This window comes from Rivihabitans pingtungensis (assembly GCF_003201855.1).
GTDB classification, from domain to species: Bacteria; Pseudomonadota; Gammaproteobacteria; order Burkholderiales; family Aquaspirillaceae; genus Rivihabitans; species Rivihabitans pingtungensis.
In genome coordinates this window covers 24,699-42,542 of sequence record NZ_QJKI01000024.1, presented here as the reverse complement: position 1 = coordinate 42,542, position 17,844 = coordinate 24,699, and the positions used below count along the sequence as shown (strand labels likewise).

Below are 17,844 nucleotides of genomic sequence, written 5' to 3'. Positions count from 1 at the left end.
GCGCACAAGATTTTCCCGTGTCTGCGCGCCGGTTTGGTTGGCAGTGCGTCATCAGTGTGTGTCAGCGCAGCGGCACAAACTTGCGCGGGCGGGTCAGCCGTTCTGGTTTGAGGATTTCTTCCAGCGCCTCGCGGGTGAGCAAGCCCTTGGCCAGCGCCAGCTTGTACACGCTGCGCCCGGTTTGCAGCGCGTCCTGCGCCAGCTCGGTGGCCTGTTCGTAGCCGATATACGGCGTCAGTGCGGTGACAATCCCGATGGAGTTTTCCACCTGCGCACGCATATGCTCGCGGTTGGCGGTGATGCCGCGCACGCAGCGGTCGGCCAGCACCAGGCAGCCATTGCGCAAGTGGGTGATGCTCTTGAACAGGCTGTGGGCGATGATCGGTTCGAAGGCGTTGTGCTGCAACTGGCCGGCCTCGGCGGCAAAGCTGACGGTCAGGTCATTGCCAATCACCTCAAAAGCAATCTGGTTGACCACTTCCGGGATCACCGGGTTGACCTTGCCGGGGATGATGCTGGAACCGGCCTGGGTGGTGGGCAGATTGATTTCGCCCAGGCCAGCGCGCGGGCCGGATGACAACAGGCGCAGGTCGTTGCAGGTTTTGGACAGTTTCACCGCCACCCGCTTGAGCACGCCGGAAAGCTGCACAAAGCTGCCGCAATCCTGCGAGGCTTCCACCAGGTTATCCGCGGTGGACACCGGCACGCCGCTGATGCGCGCCAGATGGCGGCAGGCGACATGGGCGTAATCCGGGTGGGTGTTGATGCCGGTGCCAATGGCGGTGGCGCCCAGATTGATTTCGGTAATCAGCAAAGACGCCTCGCCCAGCCGGGCTTCGTCCTCGCCCAGCATCACCGCATAAGCGCCAAACTCCTGGCCCAGCGTCATCGGCACCGCGTCCTGTAACTGGGTGCGGCCCATTTTCAGTACATCGGCAAACGCCTCGGCGCGGTCGGCAAACGCCTGGCGCAGATAGGCCATCGCTTCGCGCAAGCGGCTGATGCCAAAGTAGGCGGCCAGCTTCAGTGCGGTGGGGTAGACATCATTGGTGCTCTGGCTGAGGTTGACGTCCTGATGCGGGTGCAGGTGCTGATAGTCGCCGCGCTGGTGGCCCATCAGCTCCAGCGCACGGTTGGCGATCACTTCGTTGGCGTTCATATTGGTGGAGGTGCCGGCGCCGCCCTGGATCACATCCACCACAAAATGCTCGTGCAGCGCGCCGGCACGGATTTCGGCGCAGGCGGCGACAATCGCCCGGCGCTTGGCCTCGGGCAGCAAGCCCAGCTCGGCATTGGCTTCGGCGGCGGCTTGCTTGACGCAGGCCAGCGCGCGAATCAGCTCGGGATACACCGAAATCGGCGCGCCGCTGATCGGAAAATTCTCCAGCGCGCGCAGGGTGTGAATGCCGTAATAGGCGTGGCCGGGCAGCGTGCGCGCGCCCAGCAGATCGTGTTCGGTGCGTTCGGCAGAAGCAGTCATGGAGTGAAATCGAATCCTGTCAGGCGGTACAGGCTGCGGACTATAGCGACACGCACAAATGGCTGACCAATGCTGTTTGTTCATCACGCCATGCCGCAGCGGCATAGTTCAGGCTGGTGCGGTGCAACAAAAGCCATTGTAAAAACAAGTATTTGTCAGCATCGCAGCCTGAAAATCAAGGCAGAAGGATAGCGGATTGCGCAAAACGGCGCACCCCATGGGCTGCCCATGCCCGGCGCGCCAACAGCCACACTGAGCAGCGCTGACGATCTGGCATATTGGCCGTTGGCCAATCACCTGGTGGTTTTTTGCCCTACTCGCGGTAGGGCCAGCGGCCACTCGCCAGGCCGGGATTGCTGCGCTGAGTGTTGTCCGCGACGCTGACACCGCCAGCGCACGACCGCAGTACGACCAGGTTGCATCACCACGCGAGCAGGGTATTGTCCACCGTGCCCAGCATACCGGGGTAAGCCGCCGGCCCGCTCAGCGCGCCACTTCCACCCGATTGCGCCCGCCGCTCTTGGCCCGATACAGCGCGGCGTCGGCGCTTTGATAGGCGCTGTGCGCATCGGCCATCAGCAGGGCCACGCCAGCGCTGATGCTGACCGCCAGCGCGTGGCCACCGGCAGTGAACGGCTGGCCGGCCACCTGCTCGCGCACGGTTTCCGCCAGAATCGCCGCCTCGCCCAGCCGCATGCCGGGGCACACCACCAGGAATTCCTCGCCGCCCAGCCGGCCCAGCATGGCTTCCGCCGGCAGTGTGGCCAGCACCCGGCGGGTGAGCTCAATCAGCGTGGCGTCGCCGCAGGGGTGGCCGTGGTGATCATTGATGCGTTTGAAGTGGTCGATGTCCAGCAGAATCACCGCGCCCATCAATTGCTCGGCGCGGTCGGTGATGGCCGCGCGGTTCAGCACGCCGGTCAGCCCGTCATGGGTGGCTTCGTATTGCAGGCGGCGGGCCAGCTCGCCCAGGCGGGCGTTGAGCTGGTTCATCTCGGCCTCGCGCCGGTCGGACTGGCTGATCATGCGCCGGGTTTCCCGCACCAGCCGCTCGAAATGCGTCAGCAGTGTGCCCAAGGCCTGGCGATAATCGGCCGCGCTGGCGTGCGGATTGGCCAGCACTTGCCGGCTGGCGTCGGCAGCCAGAGTTTCCATGGCGAAAAGGTCGAAGTCAGACATTGGGCATGGCGCGCCGGGGCGCGAGGATAGCAAAGGTGGGGCAAACAGCATAGCGCAGGGCGATGACGGTTAGATGACAGGGCGGTTGCGTGTCATCTGTCTGTCGCATGCCGGCAGTGTTGAAGATTTTCATCAGATTTTTGCGCTGCTGCCCCGGTGCAACACCCGATCCGCCAGGGTGTTTTCACCAAAACTGTGCGCTGTCTCTGCTGGTTTCGGGTGTTTTACTGCACAGATGCTGCCGCTGGCGCAGTGCTGTGCTAGGCTGTTCGCCCGATAATGGCTGTGACGGCTGTCTAATAATTTGCGCACCACAAGGCGCACGCCCGCCGCGACAGCCCTGCTTGCTGGAGCCTGACATCATGGAATTGCGTTCGCCCCGTTTGTGGGGCACGGTGTGCGTGCTGGTGTCCGCCGCCGCCTTTGGCAGCATGGCGATTTTTGCCAAGCTGGCTTACGCCGCCGGCCTGGATGCCGCGTCTTTATTGTTTTTGCGTTTTACTTTGGCCGGGCTGTGCCTGTTGCCGGTGGTGCTGATTGGCCGGCTGCCGTGGCCGCGCGGGCGGGCGCTGGTGGCGCTGCTGGTGATGGGCGGGGTGTGCTACACCGGCAATTCGCAAACTTTTTTCATGGCGCTCAATTACGCCCCGGCCGGCACCGTGGCCTTGCTGCTGTATCTGTATCCGGTGCTGGTGATGCTGCTGTCGGCCTGGCTGTTTGGCGAGCAGCTTACCGCGCGCAAATGGCTGGCCGCCGCGCTGACCTTCAGCGGCCTGGTGATCACCCTGGGGCTGGAACTGGCCGGCCAGCCGCTGGGCATTGCTCTGGGCGTGGCCTCGGCGCTGATTTATTCCAGCTATATCTTGCTGGGCGGGCGCTACGCCACCGGCAGCCACCCGATTTCTTCGGCTTGCGTGGTGTTTTTGGCCGCCAGCGTGACCAATGGCCTGATTGTGCTGGCCAAGGGCGATGGCCTGCACTGGCCGCACAATAGCGCCGGCTGGCTGGCGCTGCTGGCGATTGCGCTGATTTGCACCGTGCTGGCGATTGTCGGGTTTTTGGTCGGGCTGCGCTGGGTGGGCGCCACCCGCGCCTCGATGATGTCCACCTTCGAACCGGTGGTCACCGTGCTGCTGGCGGCGGTGTGGCTGGGCGAATCGGTGAGCATGTCGCAACTGCTGGGCGGCGCGCTGATTCTGGCCGGGGTGCTGGTGTTGTCGCGGCCGCAGGCCGAGGTTGAGGTCAGTGATATTCATGATTGAGGGCAACACCGGCATGCGTAGGTATTGATGGACTGCTGTGCGTTTAGGCAGGTTGATTATGTGCCTCAGGCGGTGGCGCTTAACCGCCGTTTATCCCGTGTGGCGCGCTGAGCATCGCAGAAAGTCAGGGGGTTGTCCGTCACGGTTAAGCGGCGGCGCAGCCGACGCGCCATTCCGTGGCGGCCCTGACTTTCGAGAAGCGCAAGGTACCCGAAGCCGTAGGCGTAGGGCGCGACGCCCGGGTCGCCTTTCTTTTCCCTATTTCTTTGGCGAGACAAAGAAATAGGGTCGGGTGCGGGGTGAAACCCCGCCCAAAATCATACCCCGCGCGTAGCGCGGCACCTTGGCACCCTACATACCTTTCCCTAACTGCTCGGCAAACAACCCCCACAAACGCTCGGCCGCCGGGTGCGGCTCGCCCACCCCATAGCGCGCCACCAGCTCGCACGCCGGCAAGGGCGGCAGGCTGTCGTTGGCGCTGCGCATGCCCGGCGCCGCCAGGCTGGCCGGCAGCGGCGCCAGCGCCAGCCCGGCCAGCACCGCGTGGCGCATGGCGCCGATGCTGCTGCCGACAAAACGCACCTCGCCGCTCAAGCCGGCCTCGTGCAGCGCGCTCAAGGCCGCGCCGCGAAACACGCAGCCCTCATGAAACACCGCCAGCGGCAGCGGCCGGCCGTCGCGGGCATTGCTGCCTTCGGCGTCAAACCAATGCAGGGGCTCGCGGCGCAACACCCGCCAGGCTTCGCCGCTCAGGCTGGCCGGTTGCTCGCCCACCCGCTTGGCCAGCGCCAAATCCAGCTCGCCGGCCTCGGCCAGCGCCGCCAGCCGCACCGACAAATCACAGCGCACCGACAAGCTCACGCGCGGATACAGCCGGGCAAACGCCGCCTGCACCGGAGCGAACACCTGTTCCATCAATTCTTCCGGCAGGCCCAGCCGCAAGCGGCCGGCCATCTGCGGTTGGGCAAAGCAGGCCCAGGCCTCGTCGTTCAGCCGCAACATGCGCCGGGCGTAGTCCAGCAGCACCCGGCCTTCGCTGGTCGGGCCGTCCACCCGGCCCTGACTGCGCCGCAACACCGGCTGGCCGACGGTGTCTTCCAGCCGCTTGATTTGCAGGCTGATGGCCGATTGGCTGCGGCCCAGCTGCTCGGCGGCGGCAGAAAACCCGCCGCAATCGACAATGGTCACCAAGGCGCGCAGCCAATCCAGCTCCAGGTGTCGGGTGTGCCAGCTCATGCGCGGCTCCAGGATGGGTATTGATAAAGCTGATTATCAAGGCAGGATTATCAATTTTGCAAATACTCGGCGCGCCGATACAGTGTGGCCATGTTCTGACCCCCACGGAGACCGTGATGTCCAGCCTGTCCCTGCCGTCCCCTACGCTGTCCACCCCCGCCTGGCGCATTGCCGTGGTCGGCTGCGCCTTCAGCCTGATCTGGAGCTCGGCCTTTATTGCCGGCAAGCAGGCGATGACCGGCTGCGGCCCGTTCACCCTGCTCAGCCTGCGCTTTTTGGCGGCCGGCGCGCTGCTGTGGCTGCTGCGCCGCTGGTTGCCCGGCGACACGCCGCAACAAGCCGCCGCGCCGGCCATCGCCTGGCGGCACGCGCTGATCGCCGGCTTGCTGACCAATGTGGTGTATCTGGGACTGGGCTATCACGGCCTGCGTCATGTGCCGGCCGGGCTGACGGCGATTCTGGTCAGCGTCAGCCCGCTGCTGACCGCCGCCATGGCCGCGCTGTGGCTGCGCGAGCCGCTGGGCGCGCGCCAACTGTTGGGCTTGCTGTGCGGCATGGGCGGCGTGGCGTGGATCATGGCCGGCCGCAACGGCGGCGCCAGCGCGCTGGACCACAAGGCCTGGCTGGGCGTGGGCATGATCCTGGCCGGCGCGCTGGCGCTGGCGGCGTCCACCCTGTACAACCGCCGCGCCGCCGGCCAGCTCAACCCCTGGCGCATCGCCCGCCTGCAACTCTGGGCCAGCGGCCTGACCCTGCTGCCGCTGGCGCTGTGGACGGAAGGCTTGCAGCTCAACCCCACCCCGCTGGTGCTGGCCAGCTTGGCCTATCAAGCCACCGTGGTGTCGATTGGCACCACGCTGATGCTGCTGTGGCTGGTGCGCCACGGCGGCGCCGCCAAGGCCAGCAGCTTTCACCTGCTCAATCCGCTGTTTGGCGTGCTGCTGGCGGCGGCGCTGCTGGGCGAAACGGTGACGCTGAGCGATGTATTGGGGGCGCTGCCGATTGTGGCGGGCCTGGGGTTGGTGATGCGGCGGTGAGTGGATTTGCCTCATGTCATTCATTCGGGCGTCGTTCACACAACCCTCTGACGTAGTGGTGTGGCCTGCCGTACGTTTGCGGCCACACACTTGTTCAGGATTGCTGCGCTGAGTCTTGTTAGCCGCTCTTAGAGCCGCTAACAAAACCCTCCTGGCGTCGTTGCGCGACCTTGCCGTACTCCTTGTACTGTCTGCGGCCGCGCGCCTAGCCAGGAGCGCTTCGCTGAGTCTTGTTAGCCGCTCTTAGTGGCTCTTGGGCAGTTTGCCGGATTGTTTTTCGAGTTTTTTCTCGTCGGATTTCACTCTACGCTCCAGCTTCTTGATGTCTTCTTCGGCTGGCAGCTGTTCAGGCTTGATGCCGCGCTGGCCCAGCATATTGCGCACGCTGTGGTTGTTTTGTATATGTTCTTGGGTAATGGCGCGCTCGCCTTGCAAATCAGCCTGTTGCACATTGTGGTTGGTCATTTCAGTGGCCAGGTTCTTGGCCGCGATGGTCAGCGTGGGCAGAAAGTCGGCCAGAGGGCGAGTCTGAACGATGCCGTATTTGTCTTTCATCATTTGCGTGGTGTGGCCACCAAACAGCGCAGCGTCACCTTGGGCGCGGATGCGGCCAAAACCCGCATCGTCCACGCCACGTTCGTAGATGTTCTGAGACAAGGTTTTTTCGGATTCGCGCAAACGGTCGCGTGCATCTATCCGGGCTTGCAAGCGCATGCGGTCTTCGATCAGCTCTTGCTTGCGCGTCTGAACGGCAAAGTAACTCTGCGCAAAGGCAATCGCTTGCTTGCGTGGATCACCGTTCTGAGCCACCAAATAACAGGCATAACGGGTGAGCATGAAGTCTTCCACAGGGCGTTGGCCGCCTTTGCCCACTTGGATCATTTTCGTGACGCCACGAAAATGATCAGACGTATCATATCCGGTTGATTGACACGACTCGATGGCGCGATGGATCGCCGTGATGAAGTTTTCCCAACGGGCATAGCCCAGGGGCTCCATCAAATCCCGGGCAAACCAGAATTCAATGTTCTCCTCGGGCAAGCGCTGGCTGAGTTCGTCAAAGCGGGCGGTGAGTTGGGGCACAAGGCGGTCGGTCATGGGGTTTGTTCCTGGTGTTGGGTGTCGGGTTGGCCATGTGGCATGTGTTCTCAGTGATTCAATGACTTTTCTCTGGGCAAAGCGGCGAGCAAAACTCGGCGTGGCACGCCTGGCTGAGCGCACGCAGACTCGCACAAGCTGTGTGGCAAAGTCATACCACAACGCCAAGAAGGCTTGTGTGAATCTCTCCTAATGTACCAAATGCATGCTCAGCAAGCTGCCGGTCTGATATGTTCGCCATGGTGGTGAAGCGCAGTCACGATACGATACGCAGCGGAAACCACCGCCCACCTTGGCCGTCAAACATTTCACCGCCCCAGCGCACCGCGCCCACCCACTTATCCGAGCCCTACCATGCCCCCCTCCTGGCCTCACCTTCGCTACTCGCTCTACGCACCGATTTATGATCTGTTTGCCGGCCGTTTTGCCCGTCAGCGCCAGCGTTCGCTGCGGCTGGCCGGGCCGGGGGCGCAGGATAGGGTGTTGCTGGTGGGGGCGGGCACCGGGCTGGACTTGCCCGAGCTGCGCGCCTGTGGCGAGGTGCTGGCCACGGATATTTCGCCGGCCATGCTGGCGCGCTTGTCGCGGCGGGCGGCGCGGCTGGGGATGACGGTCAAGGCGCAGGTGATGGACGCCGAGGCGCTGGATGCGCCGGACGGTCATTACACCCTGGTGGTGCTGCACTTGATTCTGGCGGTGGTGGACGACCCGATCCGCACCTTGCGCGAGGTGGAGCGGGTGCTGGCGCCGGGTGGGCGGGTGGCGGTGTTTGACAAATTCTTGCCCGACGGCGCCAGCCCGCCCGGCTGGCGGCGGGCGCTGAACGTGCCCTTGCGCTGGCTGGCCACCGACATCAATCGCCGCTTTGCCGATATCGTGCGCTACACCCAGCTGCGCGTGGCGCATGACGAGCCGGCGCTGTGGGGCGGAACCTTTCGGGTGATTCAACTGGTCAAACCGTCCGATTCTGCGCATCATGCACGGTCATGAACCTGTCTTCTTTGCCTTCTTTGTATTTTGAGAGCGTCGGGCGCGGCCCGGATGTGGTGCTGGTGCACGGCTGGGGCCTGCACGGCGGGGTGTGGTCGCGGGTGGCGCAGGCGCTGGCCGACGAGTTCACCGTGCATTGTGTGGACTTGCCCGGCCACGGCCACAGCGCCAGCCTGCAAGACTACACGCTGGACAATCTGGCGCGCGCGCTGGCAGCGACGTTTCCGCTGCCGGTGCAGGTGGTGGGCTGGTCGCTGGGCGGCCTGGCCGCCATGCGCTGGGCGCTGGATGCGCCGGCCTCGCTGAAAAGCCTGACCCTGGTGGCCTCCAGCCCGTGCTTTGTGCAGCGCGCCGACTGGCCGCACGCGCAGGCAGTGCAGGTGATGCGCCAGTTTGCCGACAATCTGGGCGGCCAGTTTGAGCAAACCTTGCGCCGTTTTCTGGCCCTGCAAACGCTGGGCAGCGAGTCGGCGCACGCCGTGCTGGCCGAGATGAAGCACATTCTGTTCGCCCACGGCCGCCCCAGCGCGCTGGAAGCGGCGCTGGCGGTGCTGGAAACCAGCGATGTGCGCCACGAGCTGCACCAACTGCATCTGCCCACCCACCTCAGCTACGGCCAGCGCGACGCGCTGACGCCGATTGGCGCGGCGCGCTGGCTGGCCAGTACCATTGCCGGCAGCACGCTGACCGAATTCCCGCAGGCCTCGCATGCGCCGTTCTTGTCGCACGAGGCGGAGTTTGTGGCCGATTTGATCCCCTTCTTGCAGCGCCATGCGTAAAGCCTGGCGTTGGAACCGTGATGACCGAACCGTTTTACACTGATAAATCCCGTGTGCGCGACGCCTTTGACCGCGCCGCCCACAGCTATGACGGCGCTGCCGTGTTGCAGCGCGAAGTGTCCGACCGCATGGGCGAGCGGCTGGATTACATCCGCCACGCCCCGCAGCGCATTCTGGACGCCGGCAGCGGCACCGGCTACGGTGCGGTGGGCCTGCGCAGCCGCTACCCGGACGCCCAGGTGATCGAGCTGGATCTGGCGCCGTCGATGCTGCGCGTATCGCGCGACAAACAAGCCAGCGCGCCGCGCGGCGGCCTGCTGGGGCGCTTGTTCCGCCGCGCCGAGCCGTGGCAGCTGTGCGCCGACATCGAGCGCCTGCCGCTGGCTGCCGGCAGCGTGGACATGATCTGGTCCAATCTGGCCATCCAGTGGGTGAACACCCCGGACGCGGTGTTTGCCGAATTCCACCGCGCGCTGCGGGTGGATGGCCTGCTGATGTTTTCCACATTGGGGCCGGACACACTCAACGAGCTGAACCGCGCCTTTGCCGGTGTGGATCGCCACACCCACGTCAACCGCTTTATCGACATGCACGACATCGGCGACGCGCTGGTGCGCGCCGGCTTTGCCACCCCGGTGATGGACATGGAAAAAATCGTCCTCACCTACGACGACATCAAAGCGGTGATGCACGACCTGAAAGCCATCGGCGCGCACAATGTCACCCACGGCCGCAAAACCGGGCTGATGGGCAAAACCGCCTGGCGCGACATCAGCGCCCGTTACGACGCCATGCGCCGCGACGGCAAGCTGCCGGCCACCTACGAAGTGGTGTACGGCCACGCCTGGAAGCCGGCGCAACGCCCCAGCCGCAAGCTGGACGACGGCAGCCAGGTGATTGAATTTCAACCTCGTCCGAATTTGTCCTGATCATGAAGCCTGCTTGTGTTGCCCGTCGCCGCCTGCTGCTGGGCGCGCTGACCCTGGCGCTGGCCGCCTGCGCCAGCACGCCGCCGCCCGCCCAACCCGCCCGCCCCAAAGTCGCCCTGGCGCTGGGCGGCGGCGCGGCCAAGGGCTTTGCCCATGTCGGGGTGATCAAGGTGCTGGAGTCACACGGCATCCGCCCGGACATTATCACCGGCACCAGCGCCGGCGCGGTGGTGGGCAGCCTGTACGCCGCCGGCTACAGCGGCATCCAGCTGCAAAACATGGCGCTGGCGCTGGACCCGGCGTCGATCAGCGATTTGGTGCTGGGCGACGGCGGCTTTGTGAAAGGCGAAAAGCTGGAGCGCTATATCAATCAGCAGGTGCGCAATCTGCCGATTGAAAAACTGACGCGGCCGTTTGGCGCGGTGGCCACCGATCTGGCCAACGGCAACCGCGTGGTGTTCCGCCGTGGCAACACCGGCCAGGCGGTGCGCGCCTCGGCCGCCGTGCCGGCAGTGTTCGAGCCGGTGTTGATTCAGGGGCGCAAATATGTCGATGGCGGCCTGGTCAGCCCGGTGCCGGTGAACGCCGCGCGCGAGATGGGTGCGGACATCGTGATCGCCGTGGATATTTCCACCAAGCCCAACGCCAAGGGTGGCGGCAGCGTGCTGGGCGCGCTTGACCAAACGCTGAACATCATGGGCCAGAAGCTGGGCCAGGCCGAGCTGCAACACGCCACGGTGGTGATTCGCCCGGATATCTCCCGCATTGGCTCGACCGACTTCGCCCAGAAAAACCAGGCGATTCTGGAAGGCGAAAAAGCCGCCCAAGCGGCCTTGCCGGCCATTCAGCGCGCGCTGAAGTAACCTTGTTCTGGCGCGTGGCAACGCTGTTGCTCGCACCGTGCTGGGCGAGATATCGACGCCCAGATAACACAAGGCCCGCCGACGTGACCGTCAGGCGGGCCTTGTGTTATCGGGCAGGGCCGATCAATCAGGCAGCGGCCGTGCGCAGGATGGTGTACAGCTCATCCTTCAGGTGCAGCTTTTCTTTTTTCAGGGTTTCGATTTCTTCATGGCTGGCCGGCTCGATGCGGGCTTCCATGTTCTTGATGCGCTGGTCGAGGTCGTTGTGCTTGTCGAACAGACGGGTGAAGTGGGCGTCTTCGGTTTTCAGGCGGGTGATCAGGTCACGGTATTCGGGGAACATTGGGGTCTCCTTGGGGGAAAACTGCACGACGGCGACAATCACCGCCATGACACAGCTTTATGTTACCCAGAATGACCATGGCTTGTCTTGATCCAGCGCACACATTATGTGCACTGTGCTGGTGCATGTGTCCACAAAAGTGGACAGCCGGTGTGGTGACACCGGCCGGCACGCATCAGGCCACGCCCAGATCGCGCGGCGATTCGGCGCTGTCCAGCGCCTGGCGCAGGGTGTCTTGCAGCTTTTCGGTGATGGTGTAGGGGAATTGCAGCGTGTCTTGTTCGCTGTCGTGGCTGTCGTGGGCGATGGGGGTGGCTTGCTCGGTCATGATGCGCTCCTGAGAATTGTGTTGCACTGCACAAATCATAGGCGCGCGCACGGTTCTTGACCAGTGTCTGGCCATCATGGCGCATACAGATGTCGCAATCTTGTCACACTGACTTGCTTGCTATCATAAACGTCATCAAAACAATTGCTTGCCTGCCACTTGGCATGACCTGTTTGGGCCAGAAAAATGGGGCGGCCCTGGCGGGCGCGCCCCATCTTGCGCTATGGCCGTAGGCGACGATCAACTGACCGTTTTGCCCGGTGCCGGCACCGGCTTGCCCTTGTTGGCCTTGAGCGCAGCAGCCTGGGCGGCGGCTTCTTCTGCCGCAGCCGCTTCGGCGGCCAGTTCTTCTTCGGTTTTTGGCAGCACCGGCGTCCATTGCTGTTTGCCGTGCTGTTCGATCACCTGGCGGTAGGAGTGTTGCAGCTTCTGGTATTTGCCGTTCAGCGCGTCCATCTGCCGCACGCGCTCCAGGAAGTGATATGCATGGGCCATATGGGTTTCGTGCCAGCCCTTGCGGTGCACCATGGCCAGGATGGCGTTGACGGCGTTGAGCAGAATCTGCTGGTTCTGTGGCAGCTCTTCCACCGCCTGCATGAACATCTGTACGGCGTCTTCCAACTGGCCGGATTGCGCCAGACGCACGGCTTGGTTGTTGATGTCCACCACCGATTGCACGTTTTCGGCAATCAGCTGCTTGCCCACTTCCAGGCGGTCCACCTGTTCGTAAATGCGGGTCAGGCGCTCCAGCACATGCTGGTTATCGTGGTTGTTGCGCACGATCTGCTGCACCATGCTGTTGCCGACATCTTCGCGGCCCTGAGCGTAGCAGGCCTGAATCAGTTCCATCTTGGCCTGCTGCGAGAGCTTTTCTTCCAGCTCCGGCATGCGCTTGATGGCTTCGTCCAGCAATTCGCGGCCACGATGCGGCTGGCCTTGTTTTTTGAACACCTGGCTGTCGATGATGGTGGCCATCCACTCGGCCACAGGATTGTGGCGGAATTCACGGCGCACGGTGCCAGCGGTCTGGTTGGCCGATTGCAGGTCGCCCTTGGCGATTTGCACCCGCGCCAGCGCGGCGTAGTCTTCGACCGCGCGGTAAACCGAATATTTGGCCACGTCGATGGTTTTTTTCAGTGCGCGCTCGGCGGTGTCGTAGTCGTGATTTTGCACGGCGACTTCTGCCAGCTCTTTTTGCCGGCGAATGGCCAGCGGCGACAGCTGCACGGCGTTTTCCAGGGTTTCCTGGGCGGCGGACATGTCGTTTTGTGCTTCGTACAGCTTGGCCAGCCAGTCGTAGGCTTCCATCACCCGGCCGTTTTTCGACAGCACCTCGTCAAACATCACCTTGGCTTCGTCGTACTGCTTGAGCTGGGTCAGCGATTTGGCCAGGCCCAGTTGTGCCCACGGCTGCGCCTTGATCGCCATCACTTCTTCGTACAGCGATTTGGCCGACAGATAATCGCCAATCTTCAGCGACAGGCTGCCGCGCAGGCGCATGAAATCCAGCGCGAATTCATCGCCCTGCGAAATACGATCGTTGCAGGAGTTGATCGCCACCAGGAGGTCGTTTTGCTTGAGCGCGTCGTCCACGCAGCGGAACGCCTCGCGCCGGCGCATGGCGCGATCCAGGCGCACGCGCAGCTGTTCGCCGGTAAACGGCTTGATCAGATAGCCATCCGGCTCCAGCTCGGCAGCGGCCAGCACGCGCTGCGAGCGGCGTTCGCCCGAGACGATCATGAACACGCAGGATTGCTTGAGCAGATTGCGTGTTTTGGCTTCTTCCAGCAGGTGCAGGCCGTCGTAGCCATTGCCCAGGTCAAAGTCGCACAGCACGATATCAAAAGAATAGCGGGCCAGCTTGGCCATGGCGTCGCCCGGTCGGGTGGCGAATTCCACCTTGTTGGCGCCAAAGCTGGCCAGGGTCATGGTCAGCGCCCGCTGCATCTCAGGCACCGAGTCGATGATCAGGATCAGTTTGGACGAATAAGGGTTCTGATCGTCGTGGGTCATCAACTTCGGATTGGTGCGGTTCACCAGGGTTTGATAAGAAGCCGACAGTTGTTGATCTTTCATAGGCTCAGTTCCGTGAATGCGTGAGAGTCCATTTCGTCATCAGGTCGCGAATCAAGCCGGAGTCAGCTTGGCAAACCGCATGTCCAGCCATTTCGCGCCGTGTTCGGCGAAATTGACATACAGCCTCAATTCCTCACCCAATGCTTCGGCGTTCAGGATAACACCGCTACCGAATTTCGGGTGAGTCACCGATTGGCCAATGCGCCAGCCACCTGGCAACACGGCGTTTGTCGATGCCTGGTGCCGGGGGGCGGCAGGCGCCGGGCGCGTGCCGTGATTGCCGCGAGATGATAATCCGGCCGTCATCGTTTCGGAGAGGTTTTTTGTCAAACTTGCTGGAATTTCTTCCATGAAACGCGACGGCAGCGGGTAGCGGGTCTGGCCGTGCAGCATACGTTGTTGCGCTTGCGTCAAATACAAGCGCTGCCGCGCGCGGGTGATCGCCACATACATCAAGCGCCGCTCTTCTTCGACGCCGTGCGCGTCGTTCAGTGAATTCTCGTGCGGAAACAGCCCTTCTTCCAGGCCGGAGACAAACACCGAAGCGAATTCCAGGCCCTTGGCCGCGTGCACGGTCATCAGCTGCAAGGCGTCCTCGCCGGCGCCAGCCTGGTGTTCGCCGGCTTCCAGCGAGGCGTGCGCCAGAAACTCGGCGATGATCTGCGCCGGGTCTTCCGGGGCAAAGCTCACCGCCGCCGAAATCAGCTCGTCCAGGTTTTCCAGCCGGTCTTCGCCATCTTTATCGGCCTCGTACATGGCGCGCAGGCCGCTGGCGGCGATCAAATGGCTGACCAGCTGGGCAAATGACAAGCGCTCGGCGTCGGCGCGCAGTTGTTCAATCAATAGCACAAACTTGCCCAGGCTGGCGGCGCTGCGCCCGCCGCCCTGGCCGCAGGCGGCCTGCCACAGGCTGACGCCGCGCTCGCGCGAGGCAGTTTGCAGGTTTTCCACCGTGCGTGCGCCAATGCCGCGCGCCGGCACATTGATCACCCGCAGCAAGGCATTGTCGTCGTCCGGGCTGGCCACCAGGCGCAAATACGCCAGCGCGTGCTTGATTTCCTGGCGCTCGAAAAAGCGCAGGCCGCCATACACCCGATAAGGCAGGCCGGCTTGAAACAGCGCGTGCTCCAGCACCCGCGACTGGGCGTTCGAGCGATACAGCACCGCCATCTCGGCCAGCGCGCCGCCGTCGCGGCGTAGCGCGCGCACTTCATCAACGATGAATTGCGCTTCGTCGGCGTCGTTCCAGCCGCGATACAGGCGGATGGGCTCGCCAGCGCCGGCGTCGGTCCACAGGTTTTTGCCCAGCCGGCCGTCGTTGTGCTGAATCAGCGCATTGGCGGCATCCAGAATATTGCCGCAGGAGCGGTAGTTTTGCTCCAGCTTGATCGGCTCGCCCACCTGAAAATCCGCCATCAGCCGGCGCATATTGCCCACCTCGGCGCCCCGGAAGGCATAGATCGACTGGTCATCGTCGCCGACGGCGAACACGCTGGCGTGCGGGCCGGCAAACAGGCACAGCCAGGCGTATTGCAGCTTGTTGGTGTCCTGAAATTCGTCCACCAGAATATGCGAAAAGCGCGCGCGGTAATGCTCGCGCAGCGCCTCGTTGCTATTGAGCATTTCATAGCTGCGCAGCAGCAGTTCGGCAAAGTCCACCACGCCTTCGCGCCGGCATTGCGCGTCGTAGGCGGCGTACAGCTCGGTGAGCTTGGCGTTGAAGGCGTCGTAGGGCTTGAGCGCCTCGGCGCGCAGGCCTTGCTCTTTATGGTTGTTGATAAACGCCTGCACCTGGCGCGGCGGAAATTTCTCGTCCGACACTTGCAGCGCCTTCATCAGCCGCTTGATCGCCGCCAACTGGTCTTGCATGTCCAGAATGGTGAAGGTTTGCGGCAGGCCGGCGTCGCGCCAGTGCGCGCGCAAAAAGCGGTTGGCCAGGCCGTGAAAAGTGCCAATCCACATGCCGCGCGGGTTCAGCGGCAGCATGGCCGACAGCCGGGTGTGCATTTCGCGCGCGGCTTTGTTGGTGAAGGTCACCGCCATGATATTGGCCGCCATGGCGCGCTGGTTGGCAATCAGCCAGGCAATGCGCGTGGTCAGCACCCGGGTTTTGCCGCTACCGGCGCCGGCCAGCACCAGCGCCGAGCCCGCGCCCAGCGTCACTGCGCGCAATTGTTCCGGGTTCAAGCCGGCCAGATGATCGGAAAACATGAGGCTCTCAAGCAAGGCAAACGCGCGATTCTACCTGAATTTGGCGGCAATGACCGAGTGTGGCTGCCAGTGTTCTGGCGGCTGCTGGGTGGTGCGAGCGCTTGATTTTGCTGGAAATCCTGCCGGTTTTGGCAAGATGCCGATGGCGAATGCGGCACTGGCGGCACATTCTGGCATGTTGTAGGGTAAGCACGCGGGTTTTGGCTTGAATTCAAACAAACGTTTGGATATGCTGCCGTCTGGCGAGCTCACCTTAGATGGCCCGCACCACCCTGGAGAATGGAGAAGATTCATGGCGTATTTCACCCTCGAGCTGCAAGACAGCGTCTATGTGCTGACCATGATCAATGGCGACAAAGGCAATGTGATGGACGACGCCTGGCTGGACGAGCTGACCGTCCACCTGGACGCCATCGAAGCCGACCCGGCGGCCAATCGCGCCCTGGTGCTGGCGTCCAATCACGAAAAAGCCTGGAGCAATGGCATTGACTTGGACTACATCCGCAGCAAGGGCATGGCCTATCTATTCGACCATTTTGTGCCGCGCCTGGATAGGTTTCTGGGCCGCATCGCCTGGCTGAACCTGCCCACCGTGGCTTGCATCAGCGGCAATGCCTATGGTGGCGGCGCGCTGATTGCCAGCGCCTGTGATTTTCGCACCATGCGCGCCGACCGTGGCCGCATCTGCTTTCCGGAAATCGACCTCAAGCTCGGCCTGTCGCCGGCCATGGTTGAGTGCGTGAACACCCTGCCCAACGAGCAGGCGCGCTGGGAAATGGTGATGACCGGCCGTGCGCTGGGCGGCGAAGAAGCCGCCGCGCGGCAAATTGTCGACCGTGCGCTGTCGGCTGAGGCGCTGCTGCCGGAAACCCTGGCGCTGGCCGCCCAACTGGCCAGCAAGGACCGCGTGGCCTACACCCGGCTGAAACGCCTGCTGCGCCCGCGCTGGGCCAAGTTTGCCCCGCAGGCCAAATCAGCCGCCTGATTATCCCGGCAAGCGCTCCGGCGCGCTCAGGCCAAAGTGCTGGTAGGCCAGCACGGTGGCCATGCGCCCGCGCGGGGTGCGTTGCAGCAGGCCTTGCTGAATCAAATACGGTTCCAGCACGTCTTCGATGGTGTCGGCGCTTTCGCCAATCGCCGCCGCCACATTGTCCAGCCCGACCGGGCCGCCGCTGAATTTTTCGATAATCGCCGACAGCAGTTTGCGGTCCATCACATCCAGGCCGGCGTGATCCACATCCAGCATCGACAACGCCGCGTCGGCAATCTCGCGGCTGACGCGGCCATCGCTGCGCACTTCGGCAAAGTCGCGCACCCGGCGCAGCAGGCGGTTGGCAATGCGCGGGGTGCCGCGCGCGCGGCGGGCGATTTCATGGGCGCCGTCGTCGGCAATCTGCACCTGCAACAGCCCGGCCGAGCGGGTGACAATCCGCGTCAGCTCTTCGGCGCTGTAAAACTCCAGCCGGGCGGTGATGCCAAAGCGGTCGCGCAAGGGGTTGGTCAGCATGCCGGCGCGGGTGGTGGCCCCCACCAGGGTGAAGGGCGGCAAATCCAGCTTGACCGAGCGCGCCGCCGGGCCTTCGCCAATCATGATGTCCAGCTGATAGTCTTCCAGCGCCGGGTACAAGATTTCTTCCACCACCGGGCTCAGGCGGTGGATTTCGTCGATGAACAGCACATCGTGCGGTTCCAGGTTGGTCAGCAGCGCGGCCAGGTCGCCCGCGCGCTCCAGCACCGGGCCAGACGTCTGGCGCAGGTTCACCCCCAGTTCACGGGCGATGATGTGCGCCAGCGTGGTTTTACCCAGGCCGGGCGGGCCAAACAGCAGCACATGGTCCAGTGCTTCGCCGCGTTTTTTTGCCGCTTCGATAAAGATTTCCAGCTGGCCGCGCGCCTTGTGCTGGCCGACGTATTCATCCAGCTGGCGCGGGCGCAGCGCGCGCTCCAGCGCGTCTTCCTGGCTGGATTGGGTCTGGGCGGCCACCAGCCGGGTGGGGGCGGGGCCAGCGGAAAGGGCGTCGGGTTCGATCATC

The 17,844-nt window shown here is 63.6% G+C and carries 16 protein-coding genes; 7 read left to right on the top strand and 9 right to left on the bottom strand.

Annotated elements, in window-relative coordinates; genetic code table 11:
• Positions 1 to 61: 61 nt before the first annotated feature.
• Positions 62 to 1,480, bottom strand: coding sequence for an aspartate ammonia-lyase (gene aspA / locus DFR34_RS14050; RefSeq protein ID WP_110391789.1), 1,419 nt, complete (start codon positions 1,478 to 1,480; stop codon positions 62 to 64).
• A gap of 483 nt (positions 1,481 to 1,963) precedes the next feature.
• Positions 1,964 to 2,635: a GGDEF domain-containing protein gene (locus DFR34_RS14045; RefSeq protein ID WP_211309427.1), complete on the bottom strand. Its 672-nt coding sequence runs from the start codon at positions 2,633 to 2,635 to the stop codon at positions 1,964 to 1,966.
• Between the two features lie 386 nt (positions 2,636 to 3,021).
• Between DFR34_RS14045 and DFR34_RS14040 the strand changes: the two genes are divergently transcribed.
• Entirely contained in the window at positions 3,022 to 3,921 is a 900-nt protein-coding gene (locus DFR34_RS14040; RefSeq protein ID WP_110391787.1) for a DMT family transporter, read from the top strand.
• Between the two features lie 351 nt (positions 3,922 to 4,272).
• Here DFR34_RS14040 and DFR34_RS14035 read toward each other — a convergent pair whose 3' ends face one another.
• On the bottom strand, positions 4,273 to 5,157 hold the full coding sequence (locus tag DFR34_RS14035; RefSeq protein WP_110391786.1) for a LysR substrate-binding domain-containing protein: 885 nt from the start codon (positions 5,155 to 5,157) through the stop codon (positions 4,273 to 4,275).
• Positions 5,158 to 5,273: 116 nt separating this feature from the next.
• Between DFR34_RS14035 and DFR34_RS14030 the strand changes: the two genes are divergently transcribed.
• The gene (locus tag DFR34_RS14030) at positions 5,274 to 6,194 is read left to right on the top strand and encodes a DMT family transporter (protein ID WP_110391785.1); all 921 of its coding nucleotides are present in this window, start codon (positions 5,274 to 5,276) and stop codon (positions 6,192 to 6,194) included.
• 243 nt (positions 6,195 to 6,437) lie between these two features.
• Here DFR34_RS14030 and dinD read toward each other — a convergent pair whose 3' ends face one another.
• Entirely contained in the window at positions 6,438 to 7,460 is a 1,023-nt protein-coding gene (gene dinD / locus DFR34_RS14025; protein ID WP_211309426.1) for a DNA damage-inducible protein D, read from the bottom strand.
• Between the two features lie 186 nt (positions 7,461 to 7,646).
• Here dinD and DFR34_RS14020 point away from each other — a divergent pair, with 186 nt between their 5' ends.
• From DFR34_RS14020 to DFR34_RS14005, 4 genes are read left to right on the top strand one after another with little or no spacing between them, the layout of a single operon-like run.
• Positions 7,647 to 8,282, top strand: coding sequence for a class I SAM-dependent methyltransferase (locus DFR34_RS14020; RefSeq protein WP_110391783.1), 636 nt, complete (start codon positions 7,647 to 7,649; stop codon positions 8,280 to 8,282).
• A complete protein-coding gene (gene bioH / locus DFR34_RS14015) occupies positions 8,279 to 9,061 on the top strand; it encodes a pimeloyl-ACP methyl ester esterase BioH (protein WP_110391782.1) in 783 nt (260 codons plus the stop codon). Before DFR34_RS14020 ends, bioH begins: the two co-directional genes overlap by 4 nt.
• A 20-nt stretch (positions 9,062 to 9,081) precedes the next feature.
• Positions 9,082 to 9,990 carry a malonyl-ACP O-methyltransferase BioC gene (bioC, locus tag DFR34_RS14010; protein ID WP_110391781.1) on the top strand — a complete coding sequence of 303 codons (909 nt, stop codon included), beginning with the start codon at positions 9,082 to 9,084 and terminating at the stop codon, positions 9,988 to 9,990.
• Positions 9,991 to 9,992: 2 nt separating this feature from the next.
• On the top strand, positions 9,993 to 10,853 hold the full coding sequence (locus DFR34_RS14005) for a patatin-like phospholipase family protein (protein WP_110391780.1): 861 nt from the start codon (positions 9,993 to 9,995) through the stop codon (positions 10,851 to 10,853).
• 127 nt (positions 10,854 to 10,980) lie between these two features.
• Here the strand turns inward: DFR34_RS14005 and DFR34_RS14000 are convergent, their stop codons facing one another.
• From DFR34_RS14000 to DFR34_RS13990, 4 genes are all read right to left on the bottom strand, one after another.
• Positions 10,981 to 11,196, bottom strand: coding sequence for an HP1242/YdcH family protein (locus tag DFR34_RS14000; RefSeq protein ID WP_110391802.1), 216 nt, complete (start codon positions 11,194 to 11,196; stop codon positions 10,981 to 10,983).
• A gap of 175 nt (positions 11,197 to 11,371) precedes the next feature.
• Positions 11,372 to 11,524, bottom strand: coding sequence for a hypothetical protein (locus DFR34_RS17205; protein ID WP_158281839.1), 153 nt, complete (start codon positions 11,522 to 11,524; stop codon positions 11,372 to 11,374).
• A 240-nt stretch (positions 11,525 to 11,764) separates the two neighbouring features.
• A complete protein-coding gene (locus DFR34_RS13995; protein WP_110391779.1) occupies positions 11,765 to 13,600 on the bottom strand; it encodes a tetratricopeptide repeat-containing response regulator in 1,836 nt (611 codons plus the stop codon).
• 51 nt (positions 13,601 to 13,651) lie between these two features.
• The gene (locus tag DFR34_RS13990; protein ID WP_110391778.1) at positions 13,652 to 15,811 is read right to left on the bottom strand and encodes a UvrD-helicase domain-containing protein; all 2,160 of its coding nucleotides are present in this window, start codon (positions 15,809 to 15,811) and stop codon (positions 13,652 to 13,654) included.
• 292 nt (positions 15,812 to 16,103) lie between these two features.
• Between DFR34_RS13990 and DFR34_RS13985 the strand changes: the two genes are divergently transcribed.
• Entirely contained in the window at positions 16,104 to 16,796 is a 693-nt protein-coding gene (locus DFR34_RS13985; protein ID WP_158281838.1) for an enoyl-CoA hydratase/isomerase family protein, read from the top strand.
• On the opposite strand, the gene ruvB is transcribed toward DFR34_RS13985, so the two are convergent.
• A complete protein-coding gene (ruvB, locus tag DFR34_RS13980; protein ID WP_110391776.1) occupies positions 16,797 to 17,843 on the bottom strand; it encodes a Holliday junction branch migration DNA helicase RuvB in 1,047 nt (348 codons plus the stop codon).
• Position 17,844 lies beyond the last annotated feature (1 nt).

Bases quoted from the DNA above. Each gene is read 5' to 3' on its own strand.
- bioH (WP_110391782.1), top strand. From the start codon at position 8,279: ATGAACCTGTCTTCTTTGCCTTCTTTGTATTTTGAGAGCGTCGGGCGC.
- DFR34_RS14000 (WP_110391802.1), bottom strand. From the start codon at position 11,196: ATGTTCCCCGAATACCGTGACCTGATCACCCGCCTGAAAACCGAAGAC.
- DFR34_RS14035 (WP_110391786.1), bottom strand. From the start codon at position 5,157: ATGAGCTGGCACACCCGACACCTGGAGCTGGATTGGCTGCGCGCCTTG.
- DFR34_RS14040 (WP_110391787.1), top strand. From the start codon at position 3,022: ATGGAATTGCGTTCGCCCCGTTTGTGGGGCACGGTGTGCGTGCTGGTG.
- bioC (WP_110391781.1), top strand. From the start codon at position 9,082: ATGACCGAACCGTTTTACACTGATAAATCCCGTGTGCGCGACGCCTTT.
- DFR34_RS13995 (WP_110391779.1), bottom strand. From the start codon at position 13,600: ATGAAAGATCAACAACTGTCGGCTTCTTATCAAACCCTGGTGAACCGC.
- DFR34_RS14030 (WP_110391785.1), top strand. From the start codon at position 5,274: ATGTCCAGCCTGTCCCTGCCGTCCCCTACGCTGTCCACCCCCGCCTGG.
- DFR34_RS13990 (WP_110391778.1), bottom strand. From the start codon at position 15,811: ATGTTTTCCGATCATCTGGCCGGCTTGAACCCGGAACAATTGCGCGCA.
- DFR34_RS13985 (WP_158281838.1), top strand. From the start codon at position 16,104: ATGGCGTATTTCACCCTCGAGCTGCAAGACAGCGTCTATGTGCTGACC.
- DFR34_RS14045 (WP_211309427.1), bottom strand. From the start codon at position 2,635: ATGGAAACTCTGGCTGCCGACGCCAGCCGGCAAGTGCTGGCCAATCCG.
- aspA (WP_110391789.1), bottom strand. From the start codon at position 1,480: ATGACTGCTTCTGCCGAACGCACCGAACACGATCTGCTGGGCGCGCGC.
- ruvB (WP_110391776.1), bottom strand. From the start codon at position 17,843: ATGATCGAACCCGACGCCCTTTCCGCTGGCCCCGCCCCCACCCGGCTG.
- DFR34_RS17205 (WP_158281839.1), bottom strand. From the start codon at position 11,524: ATGACCGAGCAAGCCACCCCCATCGCCCACGACAGCCACGACAGCGAA.
- DFR34_RS14020 (WP_110391783.1), top strand. From the start codon at position 7,647: ATGCCCCCCTCCTGGCCTCACCTTCGCTACTCGCTCTACGCACCGATT.
- DFR34_RS14005 (WP_110391780.1), top strand. From the start codon at position 9,993: ATGAAGCCTGCTTGTGTTGCCCGTCGCCGCCTGCTGCTGGGCGCGCTG.